The organism is Pseudomonas sp. 1L-B-1-E-C1 (assembly GCF_057291835.1).
Map to the genome: position 1 here is coordinate 64,273 of NZ_JBXAWN010000008.1, position 20,180 is coordinate 84,452.

A 20,180-nucleotide genomic window follows, 5' to 3' on the forward strand; every position below is an offset into this window, starting at 1 on the left:
TCGGAGTGATCTTGTGCCGAGGACTAACTGTGTAGGTTTAATTTCCTTAATTAACAGGTATGGCGAAACTTCCTTCAAAGCGGAGAGGATGTAATTGTAGGAAGCGGGCGGAACACTCATGTCGAGTGTGAAGAAGCGGGGGAGGGCGGCGCAAAAAAACGGGGAGCTCAGCGGCTCCCCGTGTTCAACCGCAATCAGCTGTTGGGCAGCAGACGGCAGGTGATGCTCTTGATGTAGCGGGTTTCGGCGATGGCTGGATGCACCGGATGATCCGGGCCTTGGCCGCCGCGCTCGAGCATCTGGATATTGCGGTCCAGATGACGGGCGCTGGTCAGCAGAATGTTCTGCAGATCATCTTCCGGCAGGTGCATGGAGCACGAAGCACTGACCAGAATGCCGTCCTTGGTCAGCAGGCGCATGGCTTGCTCGTTCAGACGACGGTAGGCGCCTTCGCCGTTTTTCATGTCTTTCTTGCGTTTGATGAAGGCCGGCGGATCGGCAACGATCACATCGAAGCGCTCTTCGCTGGCTTTGAGTTCCTTCAGCGCTTCAAAGACATCGCCTTCGATGCAGGTCATCTTGTCAGCGAAACCGTTCAGCGCAGCGTTGCGCTCGACACCGTCGAGGGCGAATGCGGAGGCGTCGACGCAGAACACTTCGCTGGCGCCGAAAGCAGCGGCCTGCACACCCCAGCCACCGATGTAGCTATACAGGTCGAGCACGCGTTTGCCTTTGGCATACGGTGCCTGACGCGCGCGGTTCATGCGGTGGTCGTAGAACCAGCCGGTTTTCTGACCCTGAATGACCGGCGCTTCGAACTTGACGCCGTTCTCTTCCAGCGCAACCCACTCCGGCACCAGACCGAACACGGTTTCAACGTAACGGTTGAGGCCTTCGGCGTCGCGGGCGGCGGAGTCGTTCTTGAACAGAATGCCGCTTGGCTTCAGTACCTGGGTCAACGCGGCGATCACGTCATCTTTATGCGCTTCCATGGTCGCCGAAGCGATCTGCACCACGAGGATGTCGCCGAAACGATCGACCACCAGGCCCGGCAGCAGGTCGGAATCGCCGTAGACCAGACGGTAGAACGGCTTGTCGAACAGCCGCTCGCGCAACGACAGCGCGACATTCAGGCGATGCACCAGCAGCGACTTGTCCAGGGCCAGTTTGATGTCGCGCGACAGCAGGCGGGCGCAGATCAGGTTGTTCGGGCTCATCGCTACGATGCCGAGCGGCTTGCCACCGGCGGCTTCGAGCACCGCCTGATCGCCGGCCTTGAAGCCGTGCAGAGGCGTGGCGGCCACGTCGATTTCATTGCTGTAGACCCACAAGTGGCCGTTGCGCAGGCGACGGTCGGCGTTGGCTTTGAGGCGCAGGCTGGGCAGGGACATGACGTCGCTCCGGAAAAAAGAGCGGGAGTATAGCGTGTTGCGGTTTGCGCCGGGCTGAGGATGCGATGAAACGCTGATGATGCCTTCGCGAGCAGGCTCGCTCCCACAGGGGAATGCATCTCAAGTGTGGGAGCGAGCCTGCTCGCGAACGGGACCGCGAAGATTACGCAGCCAGTGCGTCAATCAGGGCCTGGCTGAACGCCGGCACATCATCCGGCTGGCGGCTGCTGATCAGGTTGCCGTCCTTGACCACTTCCTGATCGACCCAGTTGACGCCGGCATTGACCAGATCGTCCTTGACCGTTTTGTAGCTGGTCATGGTCTTGCCATTGACCAGTCCCGCCGAGATCAGCAGCCAGCTGCCATGGCAGATCACGGCAATCGGCTTGCCCGCCGAAGCGGCAGTCTTGACCAGGTGCTGAGCGTCCTGATCGATGCGGATGGTGTCCGAGTTCTGCACGCCGCCCGGTAGCAGCACGGCATCGTATTGATCGATGCTCACAGCCTGGAAGGTGTTGGCGACCGGAAAGTCGTCCGCCGGTTTGTCGTGGTTCCAGCCTTTGACCGTACCGGTTTCTGCCGAAAGGATATCGACCTGCACGCCGGCCTGCTCCAGGGCATCCTTGGGACCGGTCATTTCGACCTGTTCGAAACCATCGGTTACCAAAATAGCCACGCGTTTGCCATTGAGGGAAGTTGCCATCGGTAAGCTCCTGAGTCTGTGGAGATTTTGCCTTCGCAGCGAACCACTGAGGTTCGATGCGTCCTACAGAGTCCGAAGCCTGTGCGCGGATGAAAGTTCCGGCGATGTGCCCATCGGTGTGTCGCCCTGCCGTTTCAGCGGTTAGAATCGCCGCCTGCCCCGGAGTGTGTACTTATGTCCCAAGAGCTGACCACCGAACAGATTCAACAATCGCTGCAAGGCATCAGTGTGCCGGCGCAACCGCAGATCATGGTGGATCTGCAAATGGAGCAGTACATGCCCGACCCGGATCTGGAGGTGATCGCCAAACTGATCTCCCAGGATCCAGGCCTGTCCGGCGCGCTGCTGAAAATCGTCAACTCGCCGTATTACGGCCTGAGCAACAAAATCACCTCGATCCAGCGGGCAGTGAACCTGTTGGGCAGCCGTTCAATCATCAACCTGATCAACGCGCAGTCGATCAAGGGCGAGATGAACGACGACACCATCGTCACCCTCAACCGTTTCTGGGACACCGCGCAGGATGTGGCGATGACCTGCCTGACCCTGGCCAAGCGCATCGGCACTCAGGCCGGTGACGAAGCCTATGCCTTGGGCCTGTTCCACGATTGCGGCGTTCCATTGATGCTGCAACGGTTCCCCAATTACATGACCGTTCTGGAAGAGGCCTACGCCAGCGCCAGCCCGGAATGCCGTGTGGTGGATACCGAAAACCGCGTGTTCAACACTAACCACGCCGTGGTCGGTTATTACACCGCCAAGTCCTGGCGCCTTCCGGAGCATGTCAGCGCCGCTATCGCCAACCACCACAATGCGCTGGCGATTTTCAGCGACGAATCGTCGAAGAACAGCCAACTGAAAAATCTGCTGGCGATCCTGAAAATGGCCGAGCACATTTGCGCCTCGTACCGGGTGCTGGGCAACCAGACCGAAGATTTCGAGTGGATCGCGGTCGGGCCGCTGGTGCTGGATTACGTTGGCCTGTCGGATTACGACTTCGAAACGCTCAAACAAACGATTCGCGACCTCGGCGCGCATTGATCCGAGGACACCATGCCTGAATTGCCGGAAGTCGAAACCACCCGTCGCGGAATTGCCCCGCACCTGGAAGGCCAGCGCGTCAGTCGGGTCATCGTCCGCGACCGGCGTCTGCGCTGGCCGATCCCGGACGATCTCGATGTGCGCCTGTCCGGGCAACGCATCGTGCTGGTCGAGCGGCGGGCCAAGTACCTGTTGATCAACGCCGAGGTCGGCACGCTGATCAGTCACTTGGGCATGTCGGGCAATCTGCGTCTGGTCGAAGCCGGATTGCCAGCGTTGAAGCACGAACACGTCGACATCGAACTGGAATCGGGACTGGCCCTGCGCTACACCGATCCGCGACGGTTCGGCGCGATGCTGTGGAGCAACGACCCGCTCAATCACGAGTTGCTGATTCGCCTCGGCCCGGAGCCGCTGACCGATCTGTTCGATGGCGAGCGCTTGTTCCAGCTTTCAAGGGGACGTTCGATGGCGGTCAAGCCGTTCATCATGGACAACGCGGTGGTGGTCGGGGTCGGCAATATTTACGCGACCGAAGCGCTGTTCGCCGCCGGCATCAATCCACGCCGCGAAGCCGGGGGCATCTCCCGCGCGCGTTATCTGAAACTGGCGATCGAGATCAAACGCATCCTCGCCGCTGCCATCGAGCGTGGCGGTACGACATTGCGTGATTTCATCGGCGGTGACGGTCAGCCGGGATACTTCCAGCAGGAACTGTTTGTCTACGGCCGCGGCGGTCAGCACTGCAAAATCTGCGGTACCGGCCTGCGCGAAGTGAAGCTCGGCCAGCGCGCCAGCGTGTTTTGCCCGCGCTGCCAGACCTGAAAAAATCCTTGGGTCTATAGTGAGAGGTCTCACTGTTCAGCCCGAAGGATCGTGCCATGAAAGTCCTGCAAGCCCTCTTCATCACTCTGCTGCTGTGCTCCAGCCTGACCGTTCAGGCCTCGGAAAGCGGCAGCGGTGACCCGCGTTACACCATCCAGAATCCCCCAGCCTACGCCATGCTCGGCGACCTGCTGATTGCCCGACCCTTGCTGGTGGTGGCGACGGTGATCGGTGCGGGAGCGTTTGTGGTGTCGTTGCCGTTTACCGCGCTGGGCGGCGGCGTGGGCGATGCGGGACAGGCGCTGGTGGTTGATCCGGCGAAAGCGGCGTTTGTGCGGTGTCTGGGGTGTACGGGGGAGGGGTTTGAGCAGCGCGAGTGAGCTGATCGGAATTCAGCGGTGCGGCTGATGGTCCATTCGCGAGCAGGCTCGCTCCCACAGGGGAATGCATTGCAAAATGTGGGAGCGAGCTTGCTCGCGAAGGGGTCCTGGAAGGTGCCGAAGAACTCAGGCCTTGCCGGTGATCTTGCGGTATTTCTCCATCAACTGTTCTTCAGTCTCCGGATGGGCTTCGTCCAGTGGAATGCAATCCACCGGGCAGACCTGCTGGCACTGCGGCTCGTCGTAGTGGCCGACGCACTGGGTGCACAGGTTCGGGTCGATCACGTAGATCTCTTCGCCTTGGGAAATGGCGGCATTCGGGCACTCGGGTTCGCAGACGTCGCAGTTGATGCAATCGTCGGTGATGATCAGGGACATGCTAACTCCAGCCGGGGCGGCAGGCCCGGGCGCTATAAATCAATGCGCGCAATTGTGCCGCATTGGCGAGCGCAGTGCACGCGGGGGCGATCAAGGGCACTGTTGGCTGCGATCCAAAAACGAAAAGATCGCAGCCTTCGGCGCTCCTACTTTTTGAAGCGCAGGGTCAGCGCGTCGGCCACCGCCGGGTGAACGAACTTGCTGATATCGCCGCCCAGCGCGGCAATCTCCCGCACCAGGGTCGAGGAAATGAACGAATAGCGCTCCGACGGCGTGAGAAACAGGCTTTCCACATCCGGCGCCAGTTGGCGGTTCATGTTGGCCAGCTGGAATTCGTATTCGAAATCCGACACCGCGCGCAGACCACGCAGGAACACGTTGGCGTTCTGCTCTTTGGCGAAATGCGCAAGCAGCGTCGAGAAACCGACCACTTCCACATTCGGCAGGTGCTTGGTGACCTCGCGAGCCAGTTCGACCCGTTGTTCCAGCGGGAACAGCGGGTTCTTTTTCGGGCTGGCGGCGACCGCAATGATCACGTGATCGAACAGGCGCGAGGCGCGTTCGACCAGATCGCCATGGCCCTTGGTAATAGGGTCGAAGGTACCTGGGTACAACACTCGGTTCATCGCGTCGTCCTGGCGGGAGTCCGTTGGGGAGTCGGATGGTATCGCAGCCTTCCCGGTCGGCCAAGTCGCCTGTTGGGTAAGAAAGCACTATAGACGATAGGAATATGCTGCTTTTTCATGGATTTTTCAGTCGATCCGCCAGGGCTGTTGCCAGTTGCGCGGTCAGGCCATACACCGACAGCTGAGGGTTGGCGCCGATGCTGGTGGGGAACAGCGAGCCGTCGTGAATCGACAGATTGCTCAGTTGATGATGCCGGCCGAGGCTGTCGGCGACCGCGCTTTTCGGATCTTCACCCATTGCGCAGCCGCCCATGAGATGGGCGCTGCCCAGTCGCGTGCGGTACAGCTCAAGACTCAAACCATTGATCAGCGTGCGGGCTTCGGCCACGGTCTTCACGTAACGGGCGTCGGCGTGCAACGGCATCACTGCTTTTGCGCCGCCAGCGAACTGAATCTCGGCCATGACGTGAAACGCCCGGCGCAAGCCGTCCCAGGCATAGGGTGAAACCTGATAGTCGAGGACGGGCGAACCATCGCCACGCAGCTCGACTGAACCGCCCGGGCTGTCCGGGTGAAAACCGTCACGCAGCAAGGCCAGCATGGCGTGGGTGTGCGGCAGGTCAGCCATGTGCTGCGCACTTTCCTGACCGAAGCCGCCGAGCAACATGGCTGCCAGTGCCGGATGCAATGGCGGCACTTCGAGTTTGAAGGCCATCGGTCCGTTGATGCCGTCCTTCCACTGGAAATGGTCGGAATAGATCGATTGCGGCGCTCCGTAAAACGGGTTGATGACTTCGTCGAAGCGCGCGGCGGACATGTTCACCGGGTGCAGGAAAGTGCGTTTGCCCAAGTTGTCATGCGGGTTCGGCGCGTCCGAACGCAGCAACAGCGCCGGGCTGTTGATGCCACCGCCAGCCAATACGTAATGCCGTGCCTTGACGTTGATTGTACGTCCGGTCGGTTCGACACAGCGCTCATCCATCGCCATGCATTGCAGGCCAGTGACCTTGTCGCCGCTGATCAGCAGCTTCTGCGCACGAGCCAGATAAAGCAGCTCGCCGCCCTTTTCCAGCATTGCCGGAATGGTCGTGACCATCATCGATTGCTTGGCGTTGGTCGGGCAGCCCATGCCGCAATAGCCGAGGTTCCAGCAACCGCGGACGTTGCGCGGGATCACGTGCCAGCTGTAGCCGAGTTGCTCGCAGCCTTTGCGGATCACGTCGTTGTTGGCGTTGGGCGGCACCATCCACGGCGCGACGCCGAGGCGCTGTTCCATTTTCTCGAACCACGGCGCCATCTCGGCGGGGCTGTGGCCTGTGACATTGTGTTCCCTGGCCCAGTGTTCGAGGGTTGCCTGCGGGGTGCGAAAACACGATGTCCAGTTGATCAGCGTTGTGCCGCCGACTGCGCGCCCCTGCAGGATGGTGATTGCGCCGTCCTTGCTCATGCGGCCGATGCCTTCCTGATAGAGGCTGCTGTAGGCCTTGTCTTCGAGCATTTTGAAATCGGAACTGGTTTTCAGCGGGCCTTCTTCGATCAGCAGGACTTTGTAACCGGCCGCGCTCAGGATTTCCGCTGTGGTACCGCCGCCGGCGCCGCTACCGATGATGGCGACATCGGCTTCCAGGGTGAGATCGTCGCTCAGTTGCGCGCCGTTGTAGGTTTTCCAGCCTCGGGCGAGGCCTTCGCGGAAGAGATCAGGTACGGACATCGGTCAGGTTCTCTTTATTATTCTGGATGCGGGTGTGTGGCTGGCCACTTCGCGAGCAGGCTCGCTCCCACAGGAGAATGCATTTCAAATGTGGGAGCGAGCCTGCTCGCGAAGGCCGCGCCTCGGTTTCAGACCTTCGGCGGCCCGGGATAACCGCAATGTGCCCAGGATTCGGCGCGGGTGTACCAGCCCATCATCACCATCTGCCGCAGAGAGCTATGCCCCATGCGCAGCAGGCTCAGCGAGCTGTTCTCCCAGCGATCAAGGAAATGCCGCATCGCCTCGGAACTGGCATTTTCCCAACTACCCCAGATGCCGGTCAGCGGCCCACGAGTCACGGCCATGCCAAGCACGTCGAACAGTTGTCGGGTGAGCTTGAGCATTTCCGGCGACAGGTGATTGATGCTGTAGTCCAGCGACTTCAGTGTGCCGTCGACCGCTGCGGGCATTTTCTCCGCCGCCACGGCGCCATCGAGCATCACCGGAATCAGTGCGCGCAGAAACAGCAGATCACCGTCGCGCAAACTGACGAAGCCGTTGGCGCTGACGCTCGACGAGCAGCCGGTGAGGCTGGCGCCGAGACCAGCGGTAGCGAGAAACGCGGTGGCGCCGAGGCTGAATTTCAGCAGGCCACGGCGCGACAAGGCAGGTGTTTCGGTCAGGCTTGGGTGCATTGTTGTTATTACCCGGGTCGACAGCGTTTAGCGGATGAACAGTTTCTGAATCAGTTTCTGAATCGACGTGCCGTAGGGCGGGTAAATCAACCGGGCCGCGTTGAAGCGTTGTTTGATCAGTACGCTTTTTGCCTTGCTGAAGGTCAGGAACCCTTCGTGGCCGTGGTAATGGCCCATGCCAGACGGACCGATGCCACCAAACGGCATATCGTCCTGGGCGACGTGCAGCAAGGTGTCGTTCAGGCACACACCGCCGGAGTGGGTTTCGTGCAGCACTCGATTCTGTTCGCGATTGTCGTAGCCAAAGTAGTAAAGAGCCAGAGGACGTGGTCGCTGATTGATGTAGGAAAATGCCTGTTCCAGATCGCGGTACGGCACGATCGGAAGCAGCGGGCCAAAGATTTCGTCCTGCATCACCGTCATCTCATCGGTGACATTCAGCAGCACGCTGTGCGGCATCCGTCGGCCCTGGCCTTGTTCGAACAACGGAATCAGCAGGGCGCCCTTGCTGGTCGCGTCGCTGACGTAACCATTGAGCCGGGCCAACTGGCGTTCGTTGATGATCGCGGTGTAGTCGGCGTTGTCCGCCAGGGTCGGGTAGAAGCCTTGGACGGCCTGACGATAGGCCTCGACGAAAGCGCCGACGCGGTCTTCCGGCACCAGCACATAGTCGGGCGCGACGCAGGTCTGCCCGGCATTGAGGGTCTTGCCGAAGGCGATGCGTTCGGCGGCGTCCTTCAATGGCACGTCTCTGGAGACGATGGCCGGCGACTTGCCTCCCAGCTCCAGAGTGACCGGCGTCAGGTTCTGCGCTGCAGCGCGCATGACGTGTTTGCCGACGCTGGTGGAACCGGTGAACAGCAGATGATCGAACGGTAGTTGCGAGAAGGCCACGCCAACATCTGCCTCGCCAAGCACCACGCAGACCAGGTCTTCGGGGAAGATCCGCGCCAGCAATTGCTTGAGTAACAGCCCGGTGGCCGGGGTCGATTCGCTGAGCTTGAGCATCACCCGATTGCCCGCCGCCAGGGCGCCAACCATCGGGCCCACGGCCAGATACAGCGGATAATTCCACGGCACGATTACACCGACCACGCCCAACGGCTGATAGATCACCTTCGCCGAGGCCGGCTGGAAAGCCATGCCGACCTTGCGCCGCGAGGGCTTCATCCATTTTTTCAGGTGACGGCGGGCGTAGTGAATGCCGTGCAGGCTCGGCATCAGTTCGGCGAGCAGGGTCTCGTCGGCGCTGCGATGACTGAAATCGGCGCTGATCGCCTCTATCAATGCCTGACGCTCCGCGCTGAGCAAATCGCGCAAAGCACTGAGCCACTGCTGGCGTTGCGCGGCGGGCGGCATCGGGTTCGCGGTATACGCCACCCGTTGCGCCTGGAACTGCCGATCGAGGGTTTCAAAAGGCTGTTGCAGCGTTTGCAGGTAGGCAATGTCGGCAGTCATCGCAGGCTCCGGATTTTATTGTAGTGGGCACTTTTTAGAGTCTATGCTCTAGAAAGTCAAACGACTTCCGCGCACGTCAGTGTTTTATCCATTTCCGGTTAGGTCGTAAGATGCGCCGTCAACGCACTCTGAATTAAAGCTCAAGCCATGGCCCCACGAATAAAAACCAGCGAGCGCATCGTTCAGAACAGCCTGGAGCTGTTCAATCAGCAGGGCGAGCGCAGCGTCAGTACCAACCACATCGCCGCGCACATGGAGATTTCTCCGGGCAACCTGTACTACCACTTCCCCAACAAGCAGGCGATCATCGCCGTGTTGTTCAGTGAGTACGAAGCCCTGGTAGACAGCTTTTTGCGTCCGCCCCAAGGCCGTCCGGCGACCGTCGAGGACAAGCGTTTCTATTTGAAGGAACTGCTTTCGGCCATGTGGCGCTACCGTTTCCTGCACCGCGACCTCGAGCATCTGCTCGACAGCGATGCGGAACTGGCTGCGCGTTACCGGCGCTTTTCCCAGCGTTGCGTGATTCAGGGCGCAGCGATCTACGAAGGCTTTGTCGCCGCCGGCATCCTGAAAATGGACCGCGTGCAGATCGAATCGCTGACCCTCAACGCCTGGATCATCCTGACCTCTTGGGTACGTTTTCTGTGCACCACGCGGGAAAACTCCAACCACCTCAGCGAGCAGGCCGTGAAGCGTGGCGTGTATCAGGTGCTGGTGCTGGAAGCAGGGTTTGTTACCGATCAGGCGCGGGATGAAGTCAACGCGCTGTTCGACGAGTTCTATGTGCCGCTGGCCCAAGCCCTTGAAGACGTGAAATAAACCGTTCAGCCGAATGCCACAGGAGCCCGATATGTCGATTGCGCAGTTGATCAGCCCACAAGCTTTGGACGCTCGCAAAGAGCAGCCGGGGCTGGTGATTCTCGATTGCCGTTTCGCCCTCGAAGATCCGGATTACGGCCAGCGCAGCTACGCCGAAGGACACATTGCCGGGGCAAGTTTCGCCGATCTGGAGCGTGATCTGAGCGGTAAGGTCGAGAAGGGCGTGACCGGACGTCATCCGCTGCCCGAGCCGGCGGCGCTGATCGAACGCCTGCAAGCCTGGGGCATCAACAACGACAGTGATGTGGTTTTGTACGACGACGGCCCGGGTGCTTACGCAGCGCGGGCGTGGTGGTTGCTCGCATGGCTGGGCAAGCGCGACGGCGTGTTCATCCTGGATGGCGGGCTCAAGGCCTGGCACGCGGGCGGCCTGCCGCTGAGCCTGGATCCGCCGAGCGTGACGCCGGGCCACTTCAGCGGTCAGCCGGACATGAGCCTTCTGCTCAGCGCCGAGCAATTGCAGCAACGCCTCGGCCAGCCAACGCTGACCCTGCTCGACGCCCGCGCCTTGCCGCGCTTCAAGGGCGAAGTGGAACCGATCGATCCGGTCGCCGGACACATTCCCGGCGCGCAGTGTGCGGCGTTCACCGATAACCTCGGTAGTGATGGACGGTTTTTGCCGGCGGAGCAGCTCAAGCAGCGCTTTGCCGCGAAACTGGGCGAGCGTTCGCCGTCGGAACTGGTCGCCTACTGCGGATCCGGGGTGACGGCGTGCCATAACCTGTTCGCACTGTGCCTGGCCGGTTATCCGCTGGGTGCGCTGTATGCCGGATCGTGGAGTGAGTGGATCAACGAGCCCTCGCGCGGCATAGCCACCGGCGAATAATCACCGAGCCCCCCTGTAGGAGTGAGCCTGCTCGCGATAGCGGTATGTCGGTGAGTCAAATGCCAACTGATCCACCGCATTCGCGAGCGAGCTCGCTCCCGCAAAGTCTTTTATTGCATCGCAAAATTTGATCAAAGCGCAGACCCCCTGTGGGAGCGAGCTTGCTCGCGAAGGCGTCGGCACATCCAGCATCGTGTCGACTGAGACAGCGCCATCGCGAGCAGGCTCACTCCTACAAGGGATATGCGGCGCTCAATGACCGAGTGCGGCCAGCCATTGCGGGACACGCCGCTCCAGGTAATACCCGGGCCGGCGAAACGAGCCGTCGACGAAGCCGACATGACCGCCACGTGCCTGCAATTCGAACTGGGTGCAGGCTGACAACTCATCGGCTTGCGGCAGGCTGTGGGGAAATACGAACGGATCATCCGCTGCCTGAATGATCAGCGTCGGTGTGCGGATCTCGCCCAGGTAGTAGCGGCTCGAGGCGCGGCGGTAGTAATCCTCGGCATCGGTGAAACCATGCAGCGGCGCGGTGACCCGGCCGTCGAAATCCCAGAACGTGCGCATGTTCTCCAGCGAACCGAGCGCCGCCAGTTTCGCCATGCCGTCTTCGCGCCCGTCATGCTCGAACTGGCGCTGCTTGTTCTTGATGTAGGCGACCATCTCTCGCATGAAATGCGCCTGATAAACCCGCGAAAATCCCTGGCCAATGCGGTCTGCGCACTGGTCGAGCCTGAACGGCACCGACACTGCCACCGCACCGAGCACACCGCTGTTGCTGCCGGTTTCGCCAAGATGTTTGAGCAGCACGTTGCCGCCCAGTGAATAGCCGACCGCGTAAAGCGGCGCCAATGGACGTTTGGCGCGCAAGTGCTGGATGGCTTCGGCAAGGTCTTCGCTGGCGCCGGAATGGTAGCTGCGCGGCAACAGATTCGGCTCGCCGGAGCAACCGCGCCAGTTCAGCGCGACGCTGGCCCAGTCCCGGTCGGCCAACGCTTTTTGAATGCCAGCCACGTAGGGCGAATTGGAAGAGCCGGTCAAGCCGTGCAGCACCAGCACCAATGGCGCCTCGGCACTGTGCGGGCCATGCCAGTCGAGGTCGAGGAAGTCGCCGTCCTCGAGCCACAGGCGTTCCCGCTCGCGCTCGACGTGCACGGTCTTGCGCCACAGCGGGCCCCACAAGGTCTGCAGGTGCGGATTGCCGAGGCCGAAGGCTGGGGTGAAGTGTTCTGGCGAAGGGGGCACGATGGTTCTCGATGTGCGTACGGCGAGGGAGAGCGGTCCCTCGCCGCAGGTTTTGCCTTTCGTTAACCGGTAATGTCTGCCGTGCGTTGCCACAGCGCGTAATACACACGACCGGATTTCTGCTCGCGGTGCAGACGCCAGTTGCCCGGCAGGCCCAGCGTCGACGGCGCGGTTTCGCTTTCAGTGTAGATCCACGAATCGGCCGCCAGCCATTGGCGTTCTTCCAGCAGAGTGCAGACTGCTGGCAGCAGGTTCTGATTGAACGGCGGATCGAGGAACACCAGATCGAACGGCGTTGCGGTCTGGGTTTCCAGGTAGCGCAGCGCGTCGGCAGTCTGCACCTGCCCGTTGCTGCAGCGCAGGGTACCGAGGTGTTCTTTCAAGCTCGATACCGCAACGTTGCTGGCGTCCAGCGCCTGGGCCGTGGCCGCGCCGCGGGACAGCGCTTCGAGAAACAGCGCGCCGCTGCCGGCGAAAGGGTCCAGCACTTTGGCCCCTTCGACATACGGTGCGAGCCAGTTGAACAGGGTTTCGCGCACGCGATCCGGGGTCGGGCGCAGGCCCGGCGCGTCAGGGAAGCTCAGCTTGCGGCTGCGCCATTGTCCGCCAATGATGCGCAGCTGGTTCACGCCGTTGTGCACGTTTTGCACAGGTTTTTTCGGTGCTCGAGTCGCCATTAATGCTCCGGAACCCCGAGCGGTTGCTCGGCAGGTTTATCAGATGGGGCCGGTAACGGCTTTTGCGGCACGGTCGGGCCAGCGGTGACGATGACCATTTTCTCCGTGCTCAGGTGTTTGTTCAGCGCATTACGGACCTGCTCCACAGTCAGGCTCTGCGATTGACGCATGAAGTCGTCCAGGTAGCTCAGTGGCAGATTATAGAAGCCCATGGCGCCGAGTTGGCCAACGATGTCGGCGTTGCTCGCGGTGGACAGCGGGAAACTGCCGGCCAGCTCGCGCTTGGCATCGTCGAGTTCTTTCTGAGTCGGCCCGGTTTTCAGGTAGTCGGCGAGCACGTCCTGCACCAGTTTCAGGGTGCCTTCACTCATCTCCGCGCGGGTCTGCAGGTTGATCATGAACGGGCCACGGGCCTGCATCGGGCTGAACGCCGAATACACGCCGTACGTGAGGCCACGCTTCTCGCGCACTTCGCTCATCAGGCGCGTGCCGAACCCGCCGCCACCGAGGATCTGGTTGCCAAGCGACAGCGCGGCGTAATCCGGATCGTCGCGATCGATGCCCAGTTGCGCGAGCATCAGGTTGGTCTGTTTCGACGGAAACTCGATGTGGTTGACGCTGGCCTTTGGTTCCTGCGGCGCAGCGATCTTCGCCAGTGCCGGGCCTTTCGGCAGGGCAGCGGAAATCTGATTGGCAATCGCCTCGGCTTCGGCTCGCGACAAATCACCTACCAGTGCGATCACCGCATTGCCGGCGGCGTAGGCCTTGGCATGGAATTCACGCAACTGCTCGACGGTGATCTTCGGCACGCTTTGCGGATTGCCATCGCTGGAATGCGCGTACGGGTGATCGCCATAGAGACGCTTCATCAGCTCGAGGCTGGCGAGTTTGCCGGGGTTCTGTTTCTGGTATTCGAAACCGGCTAGCAACTGGTTCTTGATCCGCGCGAACGAGTCGGCGGGGAAGGTCGGTTTGCCGACCACTTCGGCGAACAGCTTCAGAGCCGGTTCACGTTGCTCAGGTGCGCTCAGGCTGCGCAGCGAGGCCAGCGCCATGTCCTTGAACGCACCGTTGCCGAAGTCGGCACCAAGGCCTTCGAAACCCTGGGCGATGGCGCCAACGTCTTTGCCGGCGATGCCTTCGTTGAGCATGGCGTTGGTCAGCACAGCAAGGCCGGGCGCGTTGCCGTCCTGGCTGCTGCCGGCGGCGAAGATCAGGCGCATGTCGAACATCGGCAGCTCATGAGCTTCGACAAACAGCACTTTGGCGTCTTCAGCGGTGTTCCAGGTCTGCACGTCGAGCTTGCGGCTGGCCGGGGCCTTGCCGTCGAGTTCGGCCAGCGATTGCAACTTTTGGCTGGTTTTGGCGTTATCCAGTGCTTCGCTGGCCTTGCTGTCAGCGCTTGGCGACAGATAAACCGCTGCCGAGCCGATCACCGCGACAGCGATCAGACCGAGCAGCATCAGGCGTGGGGTTTTGCGCTCACTCATGAGTCGTCTCCAAAGGCAGGACGTGGGCGACGCTGAGACGTTCGCGGGTGAAATACTTTTTCGCGGCGTTCTGGATGTCTTGCGGGGTCACGCTTTCCAGATCGGCCAGTTCGGTGTCCATCAGCTTCCACGACAGACCGACTGTTTCCAGTTGCCCGATGGCGGTGGCCTGGCTGGTGATCGAGTCGCGCTCGTAGACGAGACCGGCGATGACCTGTGCTCGCACGCGTTCCAGCTCTTCGGCCGACGGTGCGGTGGTTTTCAGCTGCTCGAGCAGTTTCCACAAACCGGCTTCAGCCTGAGCGATGGTCTTTTTCTTCTGCGTGTTCGGCGTCGCCGACAGGGTGAACAGGCTGTCGCCACGGGTGTAGGCGTCATAGTCCGACGAACCGCCAGAAACCAGTTCTTCGCCGCGTTCCAGTTGCGTTGGGATGCGTCCGCTGTAGCCGCCGTCGAGCAGCGCCGAGATCAGGCGCAGGGCATTGACCGAGCGTTTGTCCTCGGCCGTGGCAATGCTCGGCACGTTGAAACCGAGCATCAGGCTGGGCAGTTGGGTCTGCACGCGCAGGGTGATCTGGCGCTCGCCGGGCTCGGCCAGTTCCAGCGGTTTTTTCGCCGGTGGTACCTCGCGTTTGGCGACGGGGCCGAAGTAGCGCTGGGCGAGGGTTTTCACTTCGTCCGGAGTGACGTCACCGACTACCACCAACGTGGCGTTGTTCGGCGCGTACCAGGATTGGTACCAGTGGCGCAGTTCCTCGACTTTCATGCGGTCGAGGTCAGCCATCCAGCCGATGGTTGGCGTGTGATAACCGCTGGCCGGGTAGGCCATGGCCTTGTAGCGCTCGTAGGCCTTGGACATCGGCTTGTCATCGGTGCGCAAACGGCGCTCTTCCTTGATGACTTCGATTTCCTTGGCGAACTCGTCGGCCGGCAGGCGCAGGTTGGCCATGCGGTCGGCTTCCAGCTCGAAGGCCACACCGAGGCGATCGCGGGCCAGCACTTGGTAGTAAGCGGTGAAGTCGTCGCTGGTGAAGGCATTCTCTTCGGCGCCGAGGTCGCGCAGGATCAGCGAGGCTTCGCCGGGGCCGACTTTTTCGCTGCCCTTGAACATCATGTGTTCGAGCGCGTGGGACAAACCGGTCTGGCCCGGGGTTTCGTAGCTGGAGCCGACCTTGTACCAGATATGCGAAACAACGACAGGCGCACGATGGTCTTCGCGCACGACGACCTTCAGACCGTTGTCGAGGGTGAATTCATGGGTTGGTTGCGGGTCGGCCGCCAGGGCCGAAAGGGGCAGGCAGACTGCGCTGAGCAGCAGGCCAGCAGCGCGGCGGGCTAGAGCATTCATTCGTTTTTCAACCTGTTGGGCTGCCCGCTTGGTCTTAGCGTCGGCGGGCGAGAGGGTGCTAGGATACTGATCCGTTTTACTGGCGGCCACGCCTATCAGGTTTCGATACCCGGTCAGGCTGTATGGGTTTGTCGCGGATAGCAGCAGTTTTTCATCTGAACTGCCCGTTTTCGCCGACGATGCCGCTCCAGTCCTTCGTGTTAATTGACTTTTGAGGTGCCTTTAGCGCCTCGACAAAATGTTGCGCGTGAACAAGCTGGATGAAACACAGTCTGTTCTGCATCGAATATTCATTTGCCGGGGCGCCCTGTTGGCGCGTCGCTACCGTGAGATAGCCGTCCTCCATGTTTGGTTCCAACGACGACAAGAAGAGCCCAGCTGCGGCTGGCGAGAAGAAAAGCCTGTTCGGATGGCTGCGGAAGAAACCGCAGGAACCCGTCGTCGAACAGCCGCCCGCGATTCCTGAGCCGGCCCCCGCGCCAGCACCTGCAATAGAAGAAGAGCCGGCGCCGATTGTGCTGCCGATCGCCGAACCGGTGCTGCAACCTGAGGCTGAAGCCGAGCCCGAAACGCCGGCCGCTCCCGAACTGCCGCTGACGCCCGCCGCCGAGCCGTGGCTGACCTTGCCGGTGGCAGAAGAGCCGGTCGCGCTGGTTGAAGAAGCGGCGCCGCATGTGACGCCAGTGATTCCTGCGCCGGTTGCCGAGGTTGCGGCGCAGCCTGTGCATGAACCGGTTGCCGAGCCCGCCCCGCTCGTTACCGAGCCGGTTGCTCCAGGTATCCAGCAGTCCGAGCCTGCACCGCTTGCCGCGGCACCAGTTGTCGCTCCGATCGTGCCAGTCGAAGCGCCCGTCGAAACCCCGCGCACCGAAGAAACCAAAGCCGGTTTCTTCGCCCGCCTCAAGCAAGGCCTGTCGAAGACCAGCGCCAGCATCGGCGAGGGCATGGCCAGCCTGTTCCTCGGGCGCAAGACCATCGACGATGACCTGCTCGACGACCTCGAAACCCGCCTGCTGACCGCCGACGTCGGCGTCGAAGCCACCACGCAGATCATCCAGCGCCTGACCCAGAAGGTTGCGCGCAAGGAACTGGCCGACGCCGACGCCCTGTACAAATCCCTGCAGGCCGAACTGGCGGCGATGCTCAAGCCGGTTGAGCAGCCGCTGAAAATCGCCTCGCAGAACAAGCCGTTCGTGATTCTGGTGGTCGGCGTCAACGGCGCCGGCAAAACCACCACCATCGGCAAACTGGCGAAGAAGCTGCAACTGGAAGGCAAGAAAGTCATGCTGGCGGCCGGCGATACTTTCCGTGCCGCAGCTGTTGAGCAATTGCAGGTCTGGGGCGAGCGCAACAAGATTCCGGTGATCGCTCAGCACACCGGCGCCGATTCCGCTTCGGTGATCTTCGACGCCGTGCAAGCGGCCAAGGCCCGTGGCATCGACGTGCTGATCGCTGACACCGCCGGTCGTCTGCACACCAAAGACAACCTGATGGAAGAACTGAAAAAGGTTCGCCGGGTGATCGGCAAGCTCGACGCTGACGCACCGCACGAAGTGCTGCTGGTGCTCGACGCCGGCACCGGCCAGAACGCCATCAACCAGGCCAAGCAGTTCAACCAGACCGTCGAACTGACCGGCCTGGCGCTGACCAAGCTCGACGGCACCGCCAAGGGCGGGGTGATTTTCGCCCTGGCCAAGCAGTTCGGCCTGCCTATCCGCTACATCGGTGTCGGTGAAGGCATTGACGACTTGCGTACCTTTGAAGCCGAACCCTTTGTCCAGGCACTGTTTGCCGAGCGGGAGCGTTCATGATTCGTTTCGAACAGGTCGGTAAACGCTACCCGAACGGTCACGTCGGCTTGCATGAGCTGAGCTTTCGAGTCCGTCGTGGCGAGTTCTTGTTTGTCACCGGTCACTCCGGTGCCGGTAAATCCACGCTGTTGCGCCTGTTGCTGGCAATGGAGCGGCCGACCAGCGGCAAGCTGCTGCTCGCCGGGCAGGACCTGAGCACCATCAGCAACGCGCAGATTCCATTCCTGCGCCGGCAGATCGGCGTGGTGTTCCAGAATCACCAGTTGCTGTTCGATCGCACGGTGTTCAATAACGTCGCCTTGCCGCTGCAGATTCTCGGCCTGTCCAAGGTCGAGATCGCCAAGCGCGTCGATTCGGCGCTGGAGCGCGTAGCGCTGTCGGATAAAACCGATCTGTACCCGGGCGACCTGTCCACCGGTCAGCAACAGCGCGTCGGCATCGCCCGCGCCATCGTCCATCGCCCGGCCTTGCTGCTGGCGGACGAACCGACCGGTAACCTCGACCCGCGACTGGCGGCGGAAATCATGGGCGTGTTCGAAGACATCAATCGTTTGGGCACCAGCGTGTTGATCGCCAGTCACGACCTGGCGCTGATCGCGCGCATGCGTCACCGCATGCTGACCCTGCAACGCGGCCGCTTGATCGGCGACGGGGAGGCCGGGGTATGAGTGCGACACGCAGTCCGAAGGTTTCCGAGCGCGTGGCCCCGAAAGCCGCCGACCCGCAACCGCAGAAGAAGAAAAAACACGACGATGACGACGGCCCGGATTTCGCCACGCTGTTTCGCGCCTGGATCGAAAGCCATCGCGCCAGCCTGCTCGACAGTCTGCGCCGTCTCGGCAAACAGCCGATCGGCAGCTTCTTCACCTGCATGGTGATGGCTGTGGCCTTGAGTCTGCCGATGGGGCTGTCGCTGTTGCTCAATAACGTCGAACGTCTCGGCGGTTCCTGGCAGCGCGCGGCGCAGATTTCCCTGTACCTGCAACTCGACGCCAGCCCGGAACAGGGCGAAGCGCTGCGCGAGCAGATCAAAGGCATGCCCGGGGTAGCCGATGCCGAGTATGTCGGCCGTGATCAGGCGCTGGAAGAGTTCCAGCAGCAATCCGGCCTGGGCGAAGCCCTGCGTGAGCTGCCTGACAACCCTTTGCCGGGTGTGGTGCTGGTGACGCCGAACGAAGTCGACAAGCCGACACTCGAAGCATTAAGACAAAAACTTTCCGAGCTGCCCAAGGTACAACAGGCGCAACTTGATCTAGTCTGGGTCGAGCGTCTGGCCGCCATCCTCAAGCTTGGCGACCGCTTTGTCTTCGGTCTGACGGTGTTGTTGGTGTCTGCATTACTTTTGGTGATAGGCAATACCATTCGTCTTCATATTGAAAACCGCCGCACCGAGATAGAAGTGATTAAACTCGTCGGCGGCACTGACAGTTATGTGCGCCGCCCTTTCCTTTATATGGGCGCGTTGTATGGCTTCGGTGCGGGGCTGTTGTCCTGGGGTGTATTGGCGTTCGGCCTGAACTGGCTGAACGATGCAGTGGTTGGACTGGCCGGCTTGTACGGCAGTGATTTCGCCCTGGCCGGTGTGCCAGTGGCCGACGGTCTGTCGCTCTTGCTTGGCGCGGTGCTGTTGGGTTATATCGGTGCATGGATTGCAGTCGCACGTCATCTCAGGGAGCTGGCGCCGAAGTAGAATCTTTTTTGCGCGTGATTGACCTTGCGGTTTTTATGGGAACTTGTACCTGAGTTCCCGGTCAATTTTTCGCAGTGCCGAGAGGCACGAGTATGTGAGTGGGAGGTTTTTTCGTATGACCAATTCTTTGCAACCTGCGTATGCGTTGGTTCCGGGTGCGAACCTGGAAGCCTACGTGCACACCGTCAACAGCATTCCATTGCTGACGCCGGAGCAGGAGCGTGAACTGGCCGAGAGTCTCTACTATGAGCAGGATTTGGGGGCGGCTCGGCAGATGGTGCTCGCCCACCTGCGTTTTGTCGTACACATTGCCCGTAGCTACTCCGGCTACGGTCTGGCTCAGGCTGACCTGATCCAGGAAGGTAACGTCGGCCTGATGAAGGCCGTCAAGCGCTTCAACCCGGAAATGGGTGTGCGTCTCGTGTCGTTCGCCGTGCACTGGATCAAGGCGGAAATTCACGAGTTCATCCTGCGCAACTGGCGCATTGTGAAAGTCGCGACCACCAAGGCCCAGCGCAAGCTGTTCTTCAACCTGCGCAGCCAGAAGAAACGTCTGGCGTGGCTGAACAACGAGGAAGTCCACCGTGTGGCGGAAAGCCTCGGCGTCGAGCCGCGGGAAGTGCGCGAGATGGAAAGCCGTCTGACCGGCCACGACATGGCCTTCGACCCGGCTGCCGAAGCCGACGACGACAGTGCCTTCCAGTCGCCGGCCAACTATCTGGAAGACCACCGGTATGACCCGGCGCGTCAGCTGGAAGATGCCGACTGGAGCGACAACTCCAACACCAACCTGCACGAAGCACTGGAAGTGCTGGACGAGCGCAGCCGTGACATCCTCTACCAGCGCTGGCTGGCGGAAGAGAAAGCCACGCTGCACGACCTGGCGCAGAAGTACAACGTGTCGGCCGAGCGAATCCGTCAGCTCGAAAAGAGCGCGATGAACAAGCTCAAGTTGTCGATCGCCGCATAACCGGCGCATCAGCAACAAAAAACGCCCCGATCAGCGATGATCGGGGCGTTTTCA

General features: G+C 61.2%; 21 protein-coding genes. 9 read left to right on the forward strand and 12 right to left on the reverse strand.

All coding sequences use genetic code 11. The features are described from left to right. Positions 1–194 precede the first annotated feature (194 nt). Both AC0Z4S_RS15280 and AC0Z4S_RS15285 read right to left on the reverse strand, forming a co-directional pair. Positions 195–1,391: a class I SAM-dependent rRNA methyltransferase gene (locus tag AC0Z4S_RS15280; protein ID WP_485623632.1), complete on the reverse strand. Its 1,197-nt coding sequence runs from the start codon at positions 1,389–1,391 to the stop codon at positions 195–197. 163 nt (positions 1,392–1,554) lie between these two features. Then, positions 1,555–2,094, reverse strand: coding sequence for a type 1 glutamine amidotransferase domain-containing protein (locus AC0Z4S_RS15285; RefSeq protein WP_253496850.1), 540 nt, complete (start codon positions 2,092–2,094; stop codon positions 1,555–1,557). 228 nt (positions 2,095–2,322) lie between these two features. On the opposite strand from AC0Z4S_RS15285, the gene AC0Z4S_RS15290 reads away from it, so the two are divergent. From AC0Z4S_RS15290 to AC0Z4S_RS15300, 3 genes are read left to right on the forward strand one after another with little or no spacing between them, the layout of a single operon-like run. Continuing rightward, positions 2,323–3,135, forward strand: coding sequence for an HDOD domain-containing protein (locus AC0Z4S_RS15290; RefSeq protein ID WP_471877249.1), 813 nt, complete (start codon positions 2,323–2,325; stop codon positions 3,133–3,135). A 12-nt stretch (positions 3,136–3,147) separates the two neighbouring features. Further along, complete coding sequence (gene mutM, locus AC0Z4S_RS15295) at positions 3,148–3,960, forward strand: bifunctional DNA-formamidopyrimidine glycosylase/DNA-(apurinic or apyrimidinic site) lyase (RefSeq protein ID WP_485623633.1); 813 nt, start codon at positions 3,148–3,150, stop codon at positions 3,958–3,960. A gap of 56 nt (positions 3,961–4,016) precedes the next feature. Continuing rightward, positions 4,017–4,340, forward strand: a complete 324-nt coding sequence (locus AC0Z4S_RS15300) for a multidrug transporter (RefSeq protein WP_485623634.1) — start codon at positions 4,017–4,019, stop codon at positions 4,338–4,340. A gap of 126 nt (positions 4,341–4,466) precedes the next feature. Here AC0Z4S_RS15300 and AC0Z4S_RS15305 read toward each other — a convergent pair whose 3' ends face one another. The 5 genes from AC0Z4S_RS15305 to AC0Z4S_RS15325 form a co-directional block, all read right to left on the reverse strand. Then, positions 4,467–4,718, reverse strand: a complete 252-nt coding sequence (locus tag AC0Z4S_RS15305; RefSeq protein WP_003195146.1) for a YfhL family 4Fe-4S dicluster ferredoxin — start codon at positions 4,716–4,718, stop codon at positions 4,467–4,469. A 146-nt stretch (positions 4,719–4,864) separates the two neighbouring features. Continuing rightward, positions 4,865–5,344: a pantetheine-phosphate adenylyltransferase gene (gene coaD / locus AC0Z4S_RS15310; RefSeq protein ID WP_003229157.1), complete on the reverse strand. Its 480-nt coding sequence runs from the start codon at positions 5,342–5,344 to the stop codon at positions 4,865–4,867. 115 nt (positions 5,345–5,459) lie between these two features. Further along, positions 5,460–7,055, reverse strand: coding sequence for a GMC family oxidoreductase (locus AC0Z4S_RS15315; protein ID WP_485623635.1), 1,596 nt, complete (start codon positions 7,053–7,055; stop codon positions 5,460–5,462). Positions 7,056–7,183: 128 nt separating this feature from the next. Next, the gene (locus tag AC0Z4S_RS15320; RefSeq protein WP_485623636.1) at positions 7,184–7,729 is read right to left on the reverse strand and encodes a twin-arginine translocation pathway signal protein; all 546 of its coding nucleotides are present in this window, start codon (positions 7,727–7,729) and stop codon (positions 7,184–7,186) included. Positions 7,730–7,756: 27 nt separating this feature from the next. Further along, positions 7,757–9,187, reverse strand: a complete 1,431-nt coding sequence (locus AC0Z4S_RS15325; RefSeq protein WP_485623637.1) for a coniferyl aldehyde dehydrogenase — start codon at positions 9,185–9,187, stop codon at positions 7,757–7,759. 147 nt (positions 9,188–9,334) lie between these two features. On the opposite strand from AC0Z4S_RS15325, the gene AC0Z4S_RS15330 reads away from it, so the two are divergent. Both AC0Z4S_RS15330 and AC0Z4S_RS15335 read left to right on the forward strand, forming a co-directional pair. After that, positions 9,335–10,006: a TetR/AcrR family transcriptional regulator gene (locus tag AC0Z4S_RS15330; RefSeq protein WP_016772708.1), complete on the forward strand. Its 672-nt coding sequence runs from the start codon at positions 9,335–9,337 to the stop codon at positions 10,004–10,006. Between the two features lie 31 nt (positions 10,007–10,037). After that, the gene (locus tag AC0Z4S_RS15335; RefSeq protein WP_485623638.1) at positions 10,038–10,892 is read left to right on the forward strand and encodes a sulfurtransferase; all 855 of its coding nucleotides are present in this window, start codon (positions 10,038–10,040) and stop codon (positions 10,890–10,892) included. Positions 10,893–11,144: 252 nt separating this feature from the next. On the opposite strand, the gene AC0Z4S_RS15340 is transcribed toward AC0Z4S_RS15335, so the two are convergent. The 5 genes from AC0Z4S_RS15340 to AC0Z4S_RS15360 all read right to left on the reverse strand — a co-directional run bounded on the left by AC0Z4S_RS15340 (position 11,145) and on the right by AC0Z4S_RS15360 (position 16,001). Further along, positions 11,145–12,140, reverse strand: a complete 996-nt coding sequence (locus tag AC0Z4S_RS15340) for a hydrolase (protein WP_485623639.1) — start codon at positions 12,138–12,140, stop codon at positions 11,145–11,147. Positions 12,141–12,202: 62 nt separating this feature from the next. Then, on the reverse strand, positions 12,203–12,817 hold the full coding sequence (gene rsmD, locus AC0Z4S_RS15345; RefSeq protein ID WP_253496825.1) for a 16S rRNA (guanine(966)-N(2))-methyltransferase RsmD: 615 nt from the start codon (positions 12,815–12,817) through the stop codon (positions 12,203–12,205). Continuing rightward, positions 12,817–14,307, reverse strand: coding sequence for a M16 family metallopeptidase (locus AC0Z4S_RS15350; RefSeq protein ID WP_485623640.1), 1,491 nt, complete (start codon positions 14,305–14,307; stop codon positions 12,817–12,819). Before AC0Z4S_RS15350 ends, rsmD begins: the two co-directional genes overlap by 1 nt. Beyond that, positions 14,300–15,655 carry a M16 family metallopeptidase gene (locus AC0Z4S_RS15355; RefSeq protein ID WP_485623641.1) on the reverse strand — a complete coding sequence of 452 codons (1,356 nt, stop codon included), beginning with the start codon at positions 15,653–15,655 and terminating at the stop codon, positions 14,300–14,302. Before AC0Z4S_RS15355 ends, AC0Z4S_RS15350 begins: the two co-directional genes overlap by 8 nt. Before the next feature lie 151 nt (positions 15,656–15,806). Continuing rightward, the gene (locus tag AC0Z4S_RS15360; protein WP_485623642.1) at positions 15,807–16,001 is read right to left on the reverse strand and encodes a hypothetical protein; all 195 of its coding nucleotides are present in this window, start codon (positions 15,999–16,001) and stop codon (positions 15,807–15,809) included. Here AC0Z4S_RS15360 and ftsY point away from each other — a divergent pair. The 4 genes from ftsY (at position 16,000) to rpoH (ending at position 20,126) form a co-directional block, all read left to right on the forward strand. Beyond that, on the forward strand, positions 16,000–17,466 hold the full coding sequence (ftsY, locus tag AC0Z4S_RS15365) for a signal recognition particle-docking protein FtsY (protein WP_485623643.1): 1,467 nt from the start codon (positions 16,000–16,002) through the stop codon (positions 17,464–17,466). The two genes, AC0Z4S_RS15360 and ftsY, sit on opposite strands and share 2 nt — an antisense overlap. Beyond that, positions 17,463–18,134 (forward strand): cell division ATP-binding protein FtsE, encoded by a 672-nt coding sequence (ftsE, locus tag AC0Z4S_RS15370; RefSeq protein WP_090287173.1) that lies wholly within the window; start codon positions 17,463–17,465, stop codon positions 18,132–18,134. The genes ftsY and ftsE overlap by 4 nt, the downstream gene beginning before the upstream one ends. Continuing rightward, entirely contained in the window at positions 18,131–19,156 is a 1,026-nt protein-coding gene (gene ftsX, locus AC0Z4S_RS15375; protein WP_016772716.1) for a permease-like cell division protein FtsX, read from the forward strand. The genes ftsE and ftsX overlap by 4 nt, the downstream gene beginning before the upstream one ends. Before the next feature lie 115 nt (positions 19,157–19,271). Beyond that, positions 19,272–20,126 carry an RNA polymerase sigma factor RpoH gene (rpoH, locus tag AC0Z4S_RS15380; RefSeq protein WP_016772717.1) on the forward strand — a complete coding sequence of 285 codons (855 nt, stop codon included), beginning with the start codon at positions 19,272–19,274 and terminating at the stop codon, positions 20,124–20,126. The last annotated feature ends 54 nt before the right edge of the window (positions 20,127–20,180 follow it).